Source organism: Microbacterium sp. RG1 (assembly GCF_005347485.1).
Classification (GTDB): domain Bacteria; phylum Actinomycetota; class Actinomycetes; order Actinomycetales; family Microbacteriaceae; genus Microbacterium; species Microbacterium binotii_A.
On record NZ_CP034121.1, the window covers coordinates 1221177 to 1235105 of the forward strand.

Annotated in this window: 14 protein-coding genes and 1 other RNA gene; 6 read left to right on the forward strand and 9 right to left on the reverse strand. The window is 68.4% G+C overall.

Features of this window, described 5'->3' with window-relative positions; genetic code table 11:
• Positions 1-22: 22 nt before the first annotated feature.
• Positions 23-226, reverse strand: coding sequence for a cold-shock protein (locus EHF32_RS05880; protein WP_137417306.1), 204 nt, complete (start codon positions 224-226; stop codon positions 23-25).
• Between the two features lie 72 nt (positions 227-298).
• Here EHF32_RS05880 and EHF32_RS05885 point away from each other — a divergent pair, with 72 nt between their 5' ends.
• Entirely contained in the window at positions 299-658 is a 360-nt protein-coding gene (locus EHF32_RS05885) for a hypothetical protein (protein WP_137417308.1), read from the forward strand.
• 207 nt (positions 659-865) lie between these two features.
• Entirely contained in the window at positions 866-1975 is a 1110-nt protein-coding gene (locus EHF32_RS05890; RefSeq protein ID WP_443189866.1) for a fatty acid desaturase family protein, read from the forward strand.
• Between the two features lie 27 nt (positions 1976-2002).
• On the opposite strand, the gene EHF32_RS05895 is transcribed toward EHF32_RS05890, so the two are convergent.
• The 3 genes from EHF32_RS05895 to ssrA all read right to left on the reverse strand — a co-directional run bounded on the left by EHF32_RS05895 (position 2003) and on the right by ssrA (position 4033).
• Positions 2003-2965, reverse strand: coding sequence for an LLM class flavin-dependent oxidoreductase (locus EHF32_RS05895; protein ID WP_137417312.1), 963 nt, complete (start codon positions 2963-2965; stop codon positions 2003-2005).
• Positions 2966-3108: 143 nt separating this feature from the next.
• Positions 3109-3468, reverse strand: coding sequence for a hypothetical protein (locus tag EHF32_RS05900; RefSeq protein ID WP_137417314.1), 360 nt, complete (start codon positions 3466-3468; stop codon positions 3109-3111).
• Between the two features lie 195 nt (positions 3469-3663).
• Positions 3664-4033, reverse strand: a transfer-messenger RNA (tmRNA) gene (gene ssrA, locus EHF32_RS05905).
• A 148-nt stretch (positions 4034-4181) separates the two neighbouring features.
• On the opposite strand from ssrA, the gene EHF32_RS05910 reads away from it, so the two are divergent.
• The gene (locus EHF32_RS05910; protein ID WP_238343806.1) at positions 4182-4997 is read left to right on the forward strand and encodes a siderophore-interacting protein; all 816 of its coding nucleotides are present in this window, start codon (positions 4182-4184) and stop codon (positions 4995-4997) included.
• Between the two features lie 20 nt (positions 4998-5017).
• Complete coding sequence (locus EHF32_RS05915) at positions 5018-5665, forward strand: SIMPL domain-containing protein (protein WP_137417316.1); 648 nt, start codon at positions 5018-5020, stop codon at positions 5663-5665.
• On the opposite strand, the gene EHF32_RS05920 is transcribed toward EHF32_RS05915, so the two are convergent.
• The 5 genes from EHF32_RS05920 to prfB form a co-directional block, all read right to left on the reverse strand.
• Positions 5652-7592, reverse strand: coding sequence for a sensor histidine kinase (locus tag EHF32_RS05920; RefSeq protein ID WP_161594064.1), 1941 nt, complete (start codon positions 7590-7592; stop codon positions 5652-5654). The two genes, EHF32_RS05915 and EHF32_RS05920, sit on opposite strands and share 14 nt — an antisense overlap.
• A gap of 108 nt (positions 7593-7700) precedes the next feature.
• Positions 7701-8177 (reverse strand): SsrA-binding protein SmpB, encoded by a 477-nt coding sequence (gene smpB / locus EHF32_RS05925; protein ID WP_137417319.1) that lies wholly within the window; start codon positions 8175-8177, stop codon positions 7701-7703.
• Positions 8178-8246: 69 nt separating this feature from the next.
• Complete coding sequence (gene ftsX, locus EHF32_RS05930) at positions 8247-9161, reverse strand: permease-like cell division protein FtsX (RefSeq protein ID WP_137417320.1); 915 nt, start codon at positions 9159-9161, stop codon at positions 8247-8249.
• Complete coding sequence (gene ftsE, locus EHF32_RS05935) at positions 9158-10177, reverse strand: cell division ATP-binding protein FtsE (RefSeq protein WP_137417321.1); 1020 nt, start codon at positions 10175-10177, stop codon at positions 9158-9160. Before ftsE ends, ftsX begins: the two co-directional genes overlap by 4 nt.
• Positions 10178-10237: 60 nt before the next feature.
• A complete protein-coding gene (gene prfB / locus EHF32_RS05940) occupies positions 10238-11347 on the reverse strand; it encodes a peptide chain release factor 2 (protein ID WP_137417322.1) in 1110 nt (369 codons plus the stop codon).
• Positions 11348-11367: 20 nt separating this feature from the next.
• Between prfB and EHF32_RS05945 the strand changes: the two genes are divergently transcribed.
• Positions 11368-12639: an MFS transporter gene (locus EHF32_RS05945; RefSeq protein WP_137417323.1), complete on the forward strand. Its 1272-nt coding sequence runs from the start codon at positions 11368-11370 to the stop codon at positions 12637-12639.
• Positions 12639-13880, forward strand: a complete 1242-nt coding sequence (locus EHF32_RS05950) for an FAD-binding protein (RefSeq protein ID WP_137417324.1) — start codon at positions 12639-12641, stop codon at positions 13878-13880. The genes EHF32_RS05945 and EHF32_RS05950 overlap by 1 nt, the downstream gene beginning before the upstream one ends.
• The last annotated feature ends 49 nt before the right edge of the window (positions 13881-13929 follow it).

Below are 13929 nucleotides of genomic sequence, written 5' to 3' on the forward strand. Positions count from 1 at the left end.
GGCCTTCTGAGACGACGAATCGTCAGAGCGCGCGGATGTTCGCGGCCTGCATGCCCTTGGGGCCCTGCTCGGCGTCGAACTCGACCTTCTGGTCTTCGCGGAGCTCCTTGAAGCCGTTGCCAGCGATCGCGCTGAAGTGTGCGAAGAGATCGGCGGAGCCGTCATCGGGAGCGATGAAGCCGTAGCCCTTCTCGGAGTTGAACCATTTCACGGTGCCAGTGGCCATCGTGTCTTTCCTTCTGTTGTTTTGGCCGCCGGGGCGACCGGGTGTGCCGTTCCTATGTCTACGGAACGGACGATGTGGGACGCGGAACTTGTCCGCGTGTTCGCGAGCGTATGCGGAAAACGTCCGTGCCGCTACTACGGCGACGAAAGCGTCCTCTTGCTCCGCGAAGACACCGACGCACTCGCCGAGCGCGCTGTGCGCGACATGGACGTCGTCGATGGACTCCACGAAACCCGCGTACTCGCCGGCGATGGTCGCCACGAAGACGGCGTCGTCGGCTTGGCGCCACACAGGCGCCGTCGCGATCTCAGGACCGGTGGGGATGGGGTTAAACACAAGAACTTTCAGGACTCGCGGACACTGCACACGAGAAGGATCAGAGGCACCCGAGGTGCGGTTGCTTCGGCGGAGAAGAACATCGCTCTTCCATGAGCCGACATCTGTTACTCACCTGCTGCCCCGGTTGCGGGGTTGCTTCAGTCTAGCATCCGCCCCGGTTATGCGCATCGGCAGACGATGCACCGGCTACATACAGCTGGCGGCATGTGGCCACGGTTAGCGTGGGCCGCAGGCTTCGGCACTCGTCGGAGACTCGCACCGACGGCCGAAGCCGGCCGCCATACAGGACGGGCATCTCTTATCTCCGCCACGCTTGCATCCCCCCACGCAACACTCGGACCGATCCGCCAGACCTACGCCCGAAAAGAAGATTTCCCCCCGATCGGCCGCGCGTACAGCCAGGTCTCGGAGGTGGTGCGAGAGACAGGACTTCTGCGACGCGCCGCCTGGTTCTACACCCTCGTCGGCGTCGCACTCACCCTGTCCTTCGGTGGCGCCGTCACCGGCTTCATCCTCCTCGGCGACAGCTGGCTCCAGTTGCTGATCGCGGCGGCCCTCGGCGTGATCTTCACTCAGGTGGCTTTCCTCGGCCACGAAGCGGCACACCGTCAGATCCTCGCGACCGGTCCCGCCAACGACCGGCTCGCCCGTGTCCTCATCGGGCTCGTCGGCACCAGCTACTCGTGGTGGGACTCCAAGCACAGCCGTCACCACGCCAACCCGAACCGGGTCGGCAAAGACCCCGACATCGAGGTCGACACGATCTCGTTCCTTGACGAGGATGCGGCCGCAGCGCGCGGTCTCCGACGCCTCATCACACGCAAGCAGGGGTGGTTCTTCTTCCCGCTACTGACGCTCGAGGGGCTGAACCTGCACTTCCTGAGCGTGAAGCACCTGCTGTCGCGTGGACCGATCAAGGGTCGCGGCACCGAGCTCGCCCTGATCGGTGGACGTTTCGCGATCATCTTCGCCGCCGTCTTCCTGGCGCTCCCCGTGGGTATGGCGTTCGCCTTCCTCGGCGTCATGTTCGCCGTCTTCGGCGTGTACATGGGCGCCTCCTTCGCTCCCAACCACAAGGGCATGCCCGTGATCGCTCCCGACGCGAAGCTCGACTTCTTCTCGAAGCAGGTGCGCACTTCGCGCAACATCCGCGGCGGATGGTGGGCCACCGCCCTCATGGGCGGGCTCAACTACCAGGTCGAGCACCACCTCTTCCCGAGCATGGCGCGCCCGTACCTGGCGAAGACGCGCGAGATCGTGCGGGACTTCTGCCGTGCGAACGACGTGCCCTACACGGAGACCTCGCTCGTGCGTTCGTACGCGATCGTCATCGAGTACCTCAACCGTGTGGGCCTCGCGGCCAGCGATCCTTTCGACTGCCCTGTGACGGCGCAGTACCGACGGGTCTGAGTTCCGCCGAGCAAGAGCACCGCCCTGTCAGCGTCGATCCGGAAGAGCTTCAGCGAGGGCATGGATCGCCGCGCTCGGGTTCTCCCCCACCGGGATGAACACGACCGTGGTCGCGCCGGCGTCATGACGCCGCTGGATGCCGGCGCGCACCTCGTCGACCGTGCCCGACAGTGTCAGCTCGGCCACCCACTCCGAGGGCAGCGTCTGGGTGAACGTGTCGACGGGAAGCTCCGCCGCGCGCTGCAGTAGCTCCTCCGCGTACGGCAGAGGCAGAAGGTGGGGTCGCCAGTCGGTCTCGGCCAGGACGGCCAGAGCCGGTCGGAGGATCGCCTGCGCCGCATCCGCAGTGCCTGCCACGACCGCCAGATCGTAGGTGATCACGCGGGTCTCGACGTCGCCGATCTGCGCCAGGGCGTGAGCGATGTACTCGGGCGCGGCGGGTTCTGCGAGCACCACCCCGTCCGCGATCTCGCCGACCGCAGCGAGCGACTTCGGTCCGCGGACGCCGAGCACGAGCGGAGGAACAATCTCGGGGACCTCGCTCAGACGCAGTCCTTCCACATCGACGTACGTGCCGCGCTTCGGCCCCTCGGCACCCTCCAGGAGCGCTCGGAGGGCGACGACGTACTCGCGGAGGAACGTCAGCGGCTTCTGGGGCCACGCACCGACCGACGTCAGCCAGCCGGGCATGCCGTGACCGATACCGACGACGAGGCGCCCCGGGTACAGTTGCGCGAGCGTCGCGATCTCCATGGCCGCGAAGGCGACGTTCCGCACCGCGGCGGGCAGGATCCCCACGCCGACCGTCACACGGGAGGTCACCGCGAGCACCGATGCCGCCTGCGCAATCCCCCCTCGGTAGCCGAGGTCCTCGACCACCCAGAGCTCGTCGAAGCCTGCTTCCTCGGCGCTCCGCGCGAAGCCCAGGATCTCCGAGACGGGCAGGTCGCGAGGCAGCATGATTCCGACGTTCTTCGTCGCTGACGGCATGAATCTCTCCAGTCAGACCGCCATCACCCCAGCGGCGCGGTCCCCTCCACCCTAGGACACCGCTCAGCCGAGCATCCCGAGCTCGGAGAGGCGGCGGGCGGTCTGCGCGACCGTTTCGAATGCGCCCCAGCAAGACGTAGGGGCTACGCGCGCGAGTGATCTTTCAGCCTGAGTGCGGAGACGGTGATCGCCGTCGCCCCCATCAGCGTCGGGTACGCGCTGGCGGCGGCGAACGCGATCGCGTTGAACGGATCGAGTGCCGAACCGGTCGAAACCCATGCCAGACGTGACCAGATCGCCACCGCCACGAGGGCGAGCACGGCCGATCCGGCGGCCAGGCCCACGATCGGCCATCGCCAAGCAAGCACCGTGACGGCGACGCCGACCACTGCGAGAGAGACGAGCGACATCGGGTGGATGGAGTATCCACCGCCCCAGACCACATTCGCTGCCAGGGATGTCGCGTAAAGGATCAGCAAGGCTGCTGCGATCCCCAGGAGCACACCGCTGATGACTCTTAGCCAACGAAGTCCCTGTCGACGGGAAGGATCAATGCCCGTTGCCACCAAGGAGACACCTCCCTTACACGTGACCGCCGTGTTCGTCTTCCCGGCACAGTAGCGCTCTGCAGCATCCCCGTCGAGTGGAAGAGGCCGCCCCGAAGGACGGCCTCTCGCACTCGCGTGAGCGACAACGGTTGGTGGAGATGGGGGGAATCGAACCCCCGTCCATCGCTGTGATACGGCGGCTTCTCCGGGCGCAGTCTGTGGAGACGTTCTGCTCGGCTCCGACTTTTAGCACAGACACATAAGTCGACGAGCCCAGCCTGGGAAGAGTCCCACGCACCGTCCAGACGCCGGTACGTAGCAAGATCCCTAGATGACGCCAGGGTCCGTGGCGGGATCACACACGGTCTGACGGACTATCGGGCTCGCTTAGGCAGCGAGGGCGAAGTCAGTGCGCTTGGATTCGGCACTTATTGGTTTACAGGGAGCGTTTACGAGATAACCCTGCATCCTCGGCCCGCTTCTCGGCGATTCGCAGGCGATGTCGAAACCGATCATCCCCGTGAACCCTTCGGTGGAAGGAACCATTGTCGCTCTGTGGAGTTGTCACCTCACGGGCGGAACCCGCGAGCATTACAGACTACAACGGATGCGGCTCCCTCGCCATTCCCGCGGGCCTTCGGGCGCATCGCCCTGGATAGCATCGAAGCGTGACCCCTCCTCGCCGCCCTCCCCGTCCGCAGGTGACACTCGAGGTCGTCCGCACCACGTTGCTCACTCCCGGGATGGTGCGTGTGACCCTCGGCGGAAGCGGCTTCGATGCGTTCATGGACCGCGACGAGACCGACAAGTACGTGAAGCTCCACATCCCCCCAGCCGGCAGCGACCTCACGCCGCCGTTCGACATGGCGGAGCTGCGTGAACGCCTCCCCTTCGATCGCCTGCCGAGCGTACGCACCTACACGGTGCGCAGCGTGGATCACGTGGCGCGCACACTCGACATCGACATCGTCACCCACGGCGACACGGGCGTCGCAGGTCGCTGGGCGGCCTCGGCGCGGCCCGGGGACCTGCTCACCTTCGCGGGCCCCGGCGGCGGATTCCGTCCTGACCCCGCGGCCGACCACGTGTTTCTCGTCGGCGACGAGTCGGCCCTCCCCGCGATCGCCGCCGCGGTGGAAGCCCTGCCAGAAGGGGCGCACGCCACGGCCATCGTCGAGACGCGGTCGGGTACGCACCGCATCCCACTGCCCGGAACCGTCGACGTCACCTGGGTCGACGAAGATCACGACTCCCCCGGTTCGCTTCTGGTCGACGCCGTCCTGAGCACGACGTGGCCTTCGGGTCGCGTCCAGGTCTTCGCGCACGGCGAACGGGAGGCGATGAAGAGGCTGCGCGCGGTCTTCGCGGAACGCGGCGTCGCGCGTCACGACCTTTCACTGTCCGCCTATTGGGCGGCCGGTCGCAGCGAGGACACCTTCCAGGCCGAGAAGCGACTCCCCGTCGGGCAGATCTTTCCCGACTGAACCTCCGTAGGCTGTCCCGCATGAGCGAGGACGTCACGATCACGGTCCGCGGATCCCATGAGGAACGCATCTCCCCCGAAGAGGGCGTCGCCCGTATCGGGGTGCGCGTCGAGCACATCGACCGTGCTGAGGCGATGGCCCGGCTCGCGGCATCCGGCCAGCGGGTGCGCGATGACCTCGAACGGCGTGCGGCCTCCGACGACCTCGTGTCGTGGACCAGTTCACGCGCTCAGGTCTTCACCGATCGCCCGTGGGGACCCGACGGGTCCCGCCTGGACCCCGTCCACCACGCCTCGCTCGAGTTCCGGGCCGTGTTCGACGATGCGGATGCCCTGTCAGCGTGGATCGACGCCGCCACCACCGATCCCGCCGTCCAGTTGGACGGCATCGATTGGCGACTGACAGAAGCGACCGCGCTGGATGCACGCGACCGGGTCGCGCGTGCCGCGGTGGAGGATGCGGTCGCTCGCGCGCGCTCGTACGCCGCATCGCTCGGCCTGCACCACGTGACCGCGATCGAGGTCGCGGACGCGGGGCTCCTGTCATCCGAATCCGCGGCGGCGGGACCGATGATGATGAAATCCGTGGCCGCGGACAGCGGGATCGTGGTCCGCCCGGACGAGGTCGTCGTCGCGGTCGGGATAGAGGCCCGGTTCAGCGCTCGCTGAGAGGCTCTTCCGACAGCGGGAGTCGCAGAGTGGCGAGCGTTCCGCCTCTCTCCCCCTCCGACAGCACGATCGCGCCGCCCATTGCTCCCGCCAGCGCCTGTGCTACGGACAGACCTATCCCCGAGCCCGGTACGCCATCGCTCACCGCCTGCGGACTGCGGTAGAACCGTTCGAAGACGCGGGCCCTGTCCTGTTCGCTGATGCCGGGGCCGTGGTCTTCGATCTCGACGAGCGCGGCGTGACCGATGGGCCCCGCGGTCACGCGGATCGAGCCCTGCTCGGGCGAGAACTTGATCGCGTTGGTGAGCAGGTTCGTGACGATCTGTCCAAGCTCGGCCTCGTTGGCTCGCACCGGCAGCGACCCCTGGACGTCGCTGTCTACGCGGAGAAGGCGCTCGTCGATCCGGTAGCGCAGGTCTTCGAGGGAGTCCGTGACGATCCGCGCCAGATCCACGACGCGCGTGCCGTGCACCCCGACCGGGGGCTGCGTGATGGTCGCGGCCCGAAGGGAGTTGGACACCAGTGTCGCCAGCCGATCGGCGTTGCGGCTGATGACCTCGACGTACGCCTTCTGGTCCGGATCCGTGACGCTGTCCTCGAGCTCCTCCGCGTACCCCACGATCGCCGTGATGGGTGTGCGCAGCTCGTGGGAGACGCTGGCGACGAACGCGTCCTGCTTGTGGTTGAGCTCGCGCAGCGCCTCGCTGACATGCCGCTCACGGTCCAGCTGGCTCGCCATCGCCTGCTCGACAGCGCGCACCGGGCGCAGGTCCTCGATCGTGACGAGCAGGATGCGACCGAGCTCGGGCCGCATGATCGGATCGACCCAGAATCGTGCCGGCACCGCATCCTGACCCAGCTCGTCGCTCTCGTGCGAGCGCTCCTGATCGCCGGCGTCCCCCAGGATGCGGCGAAGGGGGGTGTCGTCGAGAACCCGCCACGCGCCGTCCGCATGCACCAGCTGCCCGTTGAAGAGTTCCGCGGCCACATCGTTCGCCTCCAGGACCCGGAGCCTGCGCGACTCCCGCACCTGTGTGACGAGGAATCCGGTGCGGGAGCGCGCGAACGCATCGCGCAGCAGCCGCAGCACAGCATCCTGCCGGTCCTCGAGTTCTCTGCGTTCCGCGCGCTGCGTCGCGATCACCAGGCAGGTGATGGCGATGGCCACCGCGTAGACCTGCAGCAGAGTGCTGGTCGGCAGCAGGCCTTCGGCGTTGGCGAACGGCCCGAATCCGGCCAGCGTCAGGCCGCTCGCCAGCGACACCGCCAGCAGCACCTGCCCGATCGCCACGAACATCGTCTGCGAGAACGCCGCCCACGCGAGCAGAGGGACCGGCAGGAACGACAGGGGCGCCGAGGCGAAAGGTCCGAACGCGACAGCGACGAGGAGGGCGATCGCCGCAGTGAGCGTGACGGCGTGCCACCACGGCCCCGGGCGCTGGCTCGAACGGTCGATGAGCACGAGCGGCACGATGAGCAGGAGCGCGGAGAGGTGGGAGGCCCCGGTTCCCACGAACCGCGCCGCGAAGTCGCCGCCGGCCGCTGCCGCCGCGCCCGCGACGACGAGCGCGAGCGCCGCCGCGGCAGCGACCGCGGTCAGGATGAAACGGCCGACGTCCCGCGTCGTCGACAACCGTGGGGCCGCACCCTTCGGGGTGAGCCCCGCCACCATGACGGCGATCTCGGCGGCGGTGCCGACCAAGCTCGCCGTGACGACGAGAGGCGGACGCCCTGCGAGAGCGGATGCGGTCGCGGTGAGCAGCGAGGCGACGAGGATGACCAGGGGCACGTAGCGTGGAGCGGCGCTCAGGGCTGCGGCGGCACCGGCGCCCGCGGCCGGCCACCACCACGACGTCGGCTGCTCCCCCGCCTGGCCGAGCGCGAACGCCGACGCGAGCACGAAGCCGAGCAGCAGAATCGCTGCCACCACGGTGCTCCGCCGCCAAGGAGGAAGCGCTGTGATGTGGAAGAGGAGGTTCGGACGGGTCATCGGGCGATGCCGCCTACGTGCGTGCGGCGCGGACCCATCGTTCGATCACTCCCCGACACGGTTGCGGAGGCGCATCGCGCGCTCGGCTTCGCGGGTGTCCTGCCGTTCTCGCAGGGTCTGGCGCTTGTCGTACTCCCGCTTGCCCTTCGCGACACCGAGTTCGACCTTCGCACGCCCATCGGAGAAGTAGAGGCGAAGGGGTACGAGCGTGTAGCCGCCGGCGGAGACCGCGTGCGACAGCTTCACGATCTCCTCCTTGTGCAGGAGGAGCTTGCGCGTGCGCTTGGCCGAATGGTTCGTCCAGTGCCCCTGGGAGTACTCGGGGATGTGGACGGCGTCGAGGAACGCCTCGCCGCCCTGGATGTAGGCGTAGCCGTCGGTCAGGTTGGCGCGCCCCTGACGCAACGACTTCACCTCGGTGCCGGTGAGCACGAGGCCGGCCTCGTACGTCTTCTCGACGGTGTAGTCGTGGCGCGCGCGGCGGTTGGTCGCGACGACCTTCTCTCCGCGTTCCCTGGGCATGCTCTCTCCTTCGTGCGACCGCACGGCGCGCGGCAGCCCATCAGTCTAGCAAGCGCAGCGCCTCACGTATCAGGCTCGCAACCACCGGCGTATGGCGAATCCGGCTGACAGCGCGGCCAACAAGACGCCGATCACGACGATGACCGGGATGACGAGGGCGAGATCGGCGTACCCCACCCACGTGGTGACGAACCCGATGCGTTGACGCAGGTACCCGTTGATACCGAACTCCACCGTCGCCCAGACGCCGACGCTCGCAAGAGCCGAACCGATCAGCGCGGCGAAGACGCCCTCGAGGATGAACGGCGTCTGGATGAACCTGTTCGAGGCGCCCACGAGGCGCATGATGCCGAGCTCCTTGCGTCGCGCGAACGCGGACAGCCGGATGGTGGTCGCGATCAGCAGCACGGCGGCCACCAGCATCAGACCCGCGATCCCGACCGCGACGTAGGTCGCGATCGTGAGGGCCGAGAACAGCGGCTCGAGGTACTGCATCTGGTCTTTGACCTCTTCGACGCCCTTGCTGCCACCGAACGCCTCCGCGATCACATCCGACTGCGACTGATCGACGAGGTTGATCGAGAACGTCGCGTTGAACTGGTCGGGCGTGACGATGTTCTCGTACTCCGAGCCCAGCTGCTGGATCGCCTTCTCGTACACCTGCTCGTTCGTCTCGAACGTGAACTCCTTGATGAGCGGCGACAGAGCGGGCCCGTTGAGTTCCGCCGTGACCTGGTCGATCTCCGCCTGGGTGGCGACGCCGTCAGAGCAGGTGCCGGCCGTGGACACGCTGGTGCACATGTAGACCGCGACCTGGGCACGATCGACCCAGAAGTCCTTCATCTTGCCGATCTGCATCTGCATGAGCACCGCCGCGCCCACGAAGGTCAGCGACACGAAGGTCACGAGCACGACGGAGATCACCATCGATGCGTTGCGACGGAGGCCGCTGAGGGCCTCCCCCATGATCAGTCCGAATCTCATCGCGTGGGTCCCACCTCGTCGTCGGACGTACCGAGGCCCAGGCGGTCGGCGAGTCCCAGTTCTGCGGGCAGGTCGGCATCGGGGCGCTTCGCACGCTCCTCCTCGGCCAGACGAGCCGCCAGTGCTTCCGCGGCCTTCGCCTCCGCCACCGCCGCCGCGTGTACCGATTCGGCACGCGCTGCCTGCTCGGTGGCGGCGACGGCCGCATCCAGCGTCACGGGCGCGATCTGACCGGTCTCTGAGATCTCGCGATGCACGTCGAGAACGGCCGTGAGGGCGGCGACAGCTGCCGCGCCCTTCTCGACCTCGGGCGCAAGGCGCGGGATGGCGGAGGTGTCGCCGTACCCGCCGTGGCGCTCGTCGCGAACGATCTCGCCGCCACGCAGTTCGATGACGCGGCGCTGCATCTGATCGACGAAGCCGGCCTCGTGCGTCGCCATGACGACCGTTGTCCCTCCGGCGTTGATGCGCGCGAGCAACTGCATGATGTCGACCGAGGTCGCGGGGTCGAGGTTTCCGGTGGGCTCGTCGGCCAGGAGGATCTGCGGCCGATTGACCAGCGCGCGCGCGATCGCGACGCGCTGCTGCTCACCACCGGACAGCTCGTGCGGCAGACGCTTCTCCTTGCCGTCGAGGCCGACGAGCGCGAGCGCCTCAGGCACCGCTTGCTGGATGAACCCGCGGGAGGACCCGATCACCTGCAGCGTGAAGGCCACGTTCTGGAAGACCGTCTTGGTCGGCAGGAGCCGGAAGTCCTGGAAGACGGCGCCGATCTGACGGCGGAAGTACGGGACCTTGCGGTTGGGCACCGAGCGCAGGTCGCGACCGAGCACGACCACACGGCCCTCGCTGGGCGAGTCTTCGCGCAGGATCAGGCGCAGACAGGACGACTTGCCGGAGCCGGACGCCCCCACAAGAAAGACGAACTCTCCGCGTTGCACCTCGAAGTCCACGCTCTGCAGCGCAGGTCGGGAGGTGCCGCGATACCGCTTGGTGACGTTCTCGAACCGGATCATGGCTGTGACAGCCTAAGCGCGCTTCTCACGGATGCCGGCCACGACACCCGGCGCGCCGGATCAGTCCTCGTCTTTGCGCTTGCGCCAGCGGATGCCGGCCGCGATGAAGCCGTCGAGGTCGCCGTCGAAGACCGTGGCGGGGTTGCCCACCTCGTGCCCGGTGCGCAGGTCCTTGACCAACTGCTGGCCGTAAAGGAAGTAGGAGCGCATCTGGTCGCCCCAGCTCGCGGTGATGGTGCCGGCGAGCTCCTTCTTCTTCGCGGCCTCCTCCTCGCGCTGCAGCAGCATGAGGCGCGTCTGCAGCACGCGCATGGCGGCGGCGCGGTTCTGGATCTGGGACTTCTCGTTCTGCATCGAGACGACGATGCCGGTGGGGATGTGGGTGATGCGCACCGCCGAGTCGGTCGTGTTGACCGACTGACCGCCCGGCCCCGACGAGCGGAAGACGTCGACGCGGATGTCGTTCTCGGGGACCTCGACCTCCTGCGCCTCCTCCATGACGGGGATGACCTCGACGGCGGCGAAGCTCGTCTGCCGCTTGTCGGCGGAGCCGAACGGGCTGATGCGGGCGAGGCGGTGCGTGCCGGCCTCGACCGACAGCGTTCCGTAGGCGTAAGGGGCGTCGACCTCGAAGGTTGCGGACTTGATGCCGGCGCCCTCGGCATAGGAGGTGTCCATGACCTTGACGGGGTACTTGTGACGCTCGGCCCAGCGCAGGTACATGCGCATGAGCATCTCGGCGAAGTCGGTGGCGTCGTCGCCGCCCGCACCGGAGCGGATGGTCACGACCGCCGAACGGGAGTCGTACTCGCCGTCGAGGAGGGTCTGCACCTCGAGCTGGCCGACGACGTCCTCGAGCTCGGCGATCTCGCGACGCGCCTCCTCCGCGGAGTCCTCGTCGTCCATCTCGTTGGCGAGCTCGACGAGCACATCGAGGTCGTCGAGGCGCTGCTCGACCTCGGTGACGCGCTTGAGCTCGGCCTGGCGGTGGCTGAGGGCGCTGGTGACCTTCTGCGCCTTCTCGACGTCGTCCCAGAGGTCGGGCGCGCCGGCCTCGTCGGAGAGCCGATCGATCTCCGCCCGGAGGGCGTCGACGTCGACGACGGCTTTGATGTCGCTGAAGGTGGAGCGGAGGGCCTGGATGTCGGCAGACGGATCGAATTCGAGCATGGCACTCCAGAGTATCGTGGATGCACGTGTCCGACCGCGTCAGCTCTCTGCTCTGGCGGTTCGCGCCGATGATCTACGGCCCGACGATCCTCTTCGCCCTCGGCGAAGGGGCGGTGATCCCCCTCATCCCGATCCTCGCGGCCGAGCGCGGAGCGGATGTCGCGGAGGCCGCGTTCATCGCCTCCTTTCTCGTCGTGGGGCAGCTCTGCGGCAACATCCCGGCGGGCTGGTCGGTGGCACGACTCGGTGAGCGCCTCACGATGGCGATCGGCGGCGTACTCGCCATCGCCGGTTCCGTGACGATGCTGCTCTCGCCGAATACGGCCGTCCTGGCCGTCGCCGTGTTCGTGATCGGGTTCTGCGCGGCCGCGTTCGGCCTCGCCCGCCACTCGTTCATGACGACGCGGGTTCCGATCGCGTTCCGGGCACGCGCCCTCTCGCTGCTTGGCGGCTCGTTCCGGTTCGGCACATTCGTCGGCCCGTTCATCGCGGCGGGCCTCCTGTTCGCCGTCGGTGACGAGCTGTCGGCGGTCTGGTTCTTCATCGTCTGCCTCGTCGCCACCGTTCTCCTTGTGCTGCTGGGACCCGACCCGGAGAAGACCGCCGAGGCTCCCGACCGGGCGCCCGCCTCCGAGGACGACAGCGGCGAGCCCGTCACCGGCTCGATCCCGGTCGACGAGCGGGCGGGCGTCTTCCGCACGATGTGGCAGCACCGGCGGGTGCTCTCCCGCCTCGGTGTCGCCGCGGCATCCCTCTCGGCCGTCCGGTCCGCGCGTCAGGTCGTGCTGCCTCTGTGGGGGCTATCTCTGGGTCTCGACGCCCCCACCATCGCCCTCGTGGTCGGCGTCTCCGGTGCGATCGACTTCGCGCTCTTCTATGCCAGCGGCCAGGTCATGGATCGGTTCGGCCGGCTCTGGGCGGCTCTACCCGCCATGATCCTCATGGGCACCGGCTTCCTCGCGCTGTCGCTCACGCATGACCTGAGCTCGGCGAACATGTGGTTCGCGATGTTCGCGGCCGTGCTCGGCGTCGGAAACGGTCTCTCCAGCGGCATCCTGCTCACGCTCGGGGCGGACGTCGCGCCGAAGAGCGAGCCCGCCGCCTTCCTCGGCTCCTGGCGCACCCTCACGGATGCGGGCGGTGCCGTCGCTCCGCTCCTGCTCACCGCCCTCACCGCCCTCACGTCGCTGTCGGTGGCGACGGGGGCGATGGGCGTGGTGGGATTGCTGGGCGCGGGGGCCTTCATCCGATGGGTGCCGCGTTTCGTACCGCGACGACGCGAGGAGAGCTGATGTCGCTGCACAACTGGGCCGGCAACCTGGCGTACGCGGGCGAGCTCGTCTCACCGACCACCCGCGAGGATGCGGTGCGCGCGGTGCGCGATGCGGATGCGGTGCGCGCGCTCGGCACCCGACACTCGTTCTCGGCGATCGCCGACACTTCCGGCATCCTGCTGTCCACGGCGTCGCTCCCTGCACGGGTGGAGATCGATCCGGCTGCCCGCATCGCGCGGGTGTCCGGCGGTCTGCGCTACGGCGATGTCGCCGAGCGTCTGCAGGCCGCGGGCTGGGCGCTCGGAAACCTCGCATCGCTGCCGCACATCTCGGTCGCCGGCGCCATCGCGACGGGCACACACGGGTCCGGTGACCGCAATCGGTCGCTCGCCGGATCCGTCGCGGGCGTTGAGCTGCTGCTCGCCGACGGCACCGTGCGGTGGTTCCGTCGCGGCGACCCCGAGTTCCCGGGTGTCGTGGTGTCGCTGGGGGCGTTCGGCGTGGTGCTGGACGTCGAGCTCGACATCCAGCCGACCTACGACCTCGCCCAGACCGTCTACGAGCGGGTGCCATGGGATGCCGCACTGGCCGATCTTGCGGCGGTGACCTCGCTCGGTCACAGCGTGAGCCTGTTCAGCACCTGGACGGATCCCGACGTGGCCGATCAGCTCTGGCTGAAGGCTCGCGTGGGAGAGGCTCCCGCACCCGCGTCCGTGTTGGGGGCCGCCCCCGCGTCCGAAGCCCGTCATCCGCTGCCGGGCGTCTCCGCAGAGAACTGCACCGTCCAGGGCGGAACGGCGGGTCCATGGCTCGAGCGTCTGCCGCACTTCCGTCTCGGCTTCACGCCGTCGCAGGGGGACGAGCTGCAGAGCGAGTACTTCGTCGACCGCCGTGACGCCCCCGCTGCCATCCGCGCGCTGCGGGAGCTGTCCCCGCGGTTTCTCCCGCTGCTCCTCGTGAACGAGGTGCGCACCATCGCCGCCGACGACCTGTGGCTCAGCGGCGCGTACGGTCGCGACTCGGTCGGCCTGCACTTCACCTGGCGGCGTGAGGAAGACGCCGTGCGCGCGGTACTCCCCCGCATCGAAGACGCTCTGGCCCCGTACGCCGCACGCCCGCACTGGGGCAAGGTGTTCACGATGGCGCCCGCCGACATCCGGGCGCGCTACCCGCGGTTCGAGGACGCGGTCGCGCTGCGGGAGCGGCTGGATCCGCGCGGCACCTTCCGCAACACGTACCTCACCGCGCTCGGATTCTGATCCGGTTTATCCACGGCTGACCGGGCGCGGCTGCCACCCGCATCCGGAG

Bases quoted from the DNA above. Each gene is read 5' to 3' on its own strand.
- smpB (WP_137417319.1), bottom strand. From the start codon at position 8,177: ATGCCCAGGGAACGCGGAGAGAAGGTCGTCGCGACCAACCGCCGCGCG.
- EHF32_RS05885 (WP_137417308.1), top strand. From the start codon at position 299: ATGTGGGACGCGGAACTTGTCCGCGTGTTCGCGAGCGTATGCGGAAAA.
- EHF32_RS05895 (WP_137417312.1), bottom strand. From the start codon at position 2,965: ATGCCGTCAGCGACGAAGAACGTCGGAATCATGCTGCCTCGCGACCTG.
- EHF32_RS05915 (WP_137417316.1), top strand. From the start codon at position 5,018: ATGAGCGAGGACGTCACGATCACGGTCCGCGGATCCCATGAGGAACGC.
- EHF32_RS05945 (WP_137417323.1), top strand. From the start codon at position 11,368: ATGCACGTGTCCGACCGCGTCAGCTCTCTGCTCTGGCGGTTCGCGCCG.
- EHF32_RS05880 (WP_137417306.1), bottom strand. From the start codon at position 226: ATGGCCACTGGCACCGTGAAATGGTTCAACTCCGAGAAGGGCTACGGC.
- prfB (WP_137417322.1), bottom strand. From the start codon at position 11,347: ATGCTCGAATTCGATCCGTCTGCCGACATCCAGGCCCTCCGCTCCACC.
- ftsE (WP_137417321.1), bottom strand. From the start codon at position 10,177: ATGATCCGGTTCGAGAACGTCACCAAGCGGTATCGCGGCACCTCCCGA.
- EHF32_RS05950 (WP_137417324.1), top strand. From the start codon at position 12,639: ATGTCGCTGCACAACTGGGCCGGCAACCTGGCGTACGCGGGCGAGCTC.
- ftsX (WP_137417320.1), bottom strand. From the start codon at position 9,161: ATGAGATTCGGACTGATCATGGGGGAGGCCCTCAGCGGCCTCCGTCGC.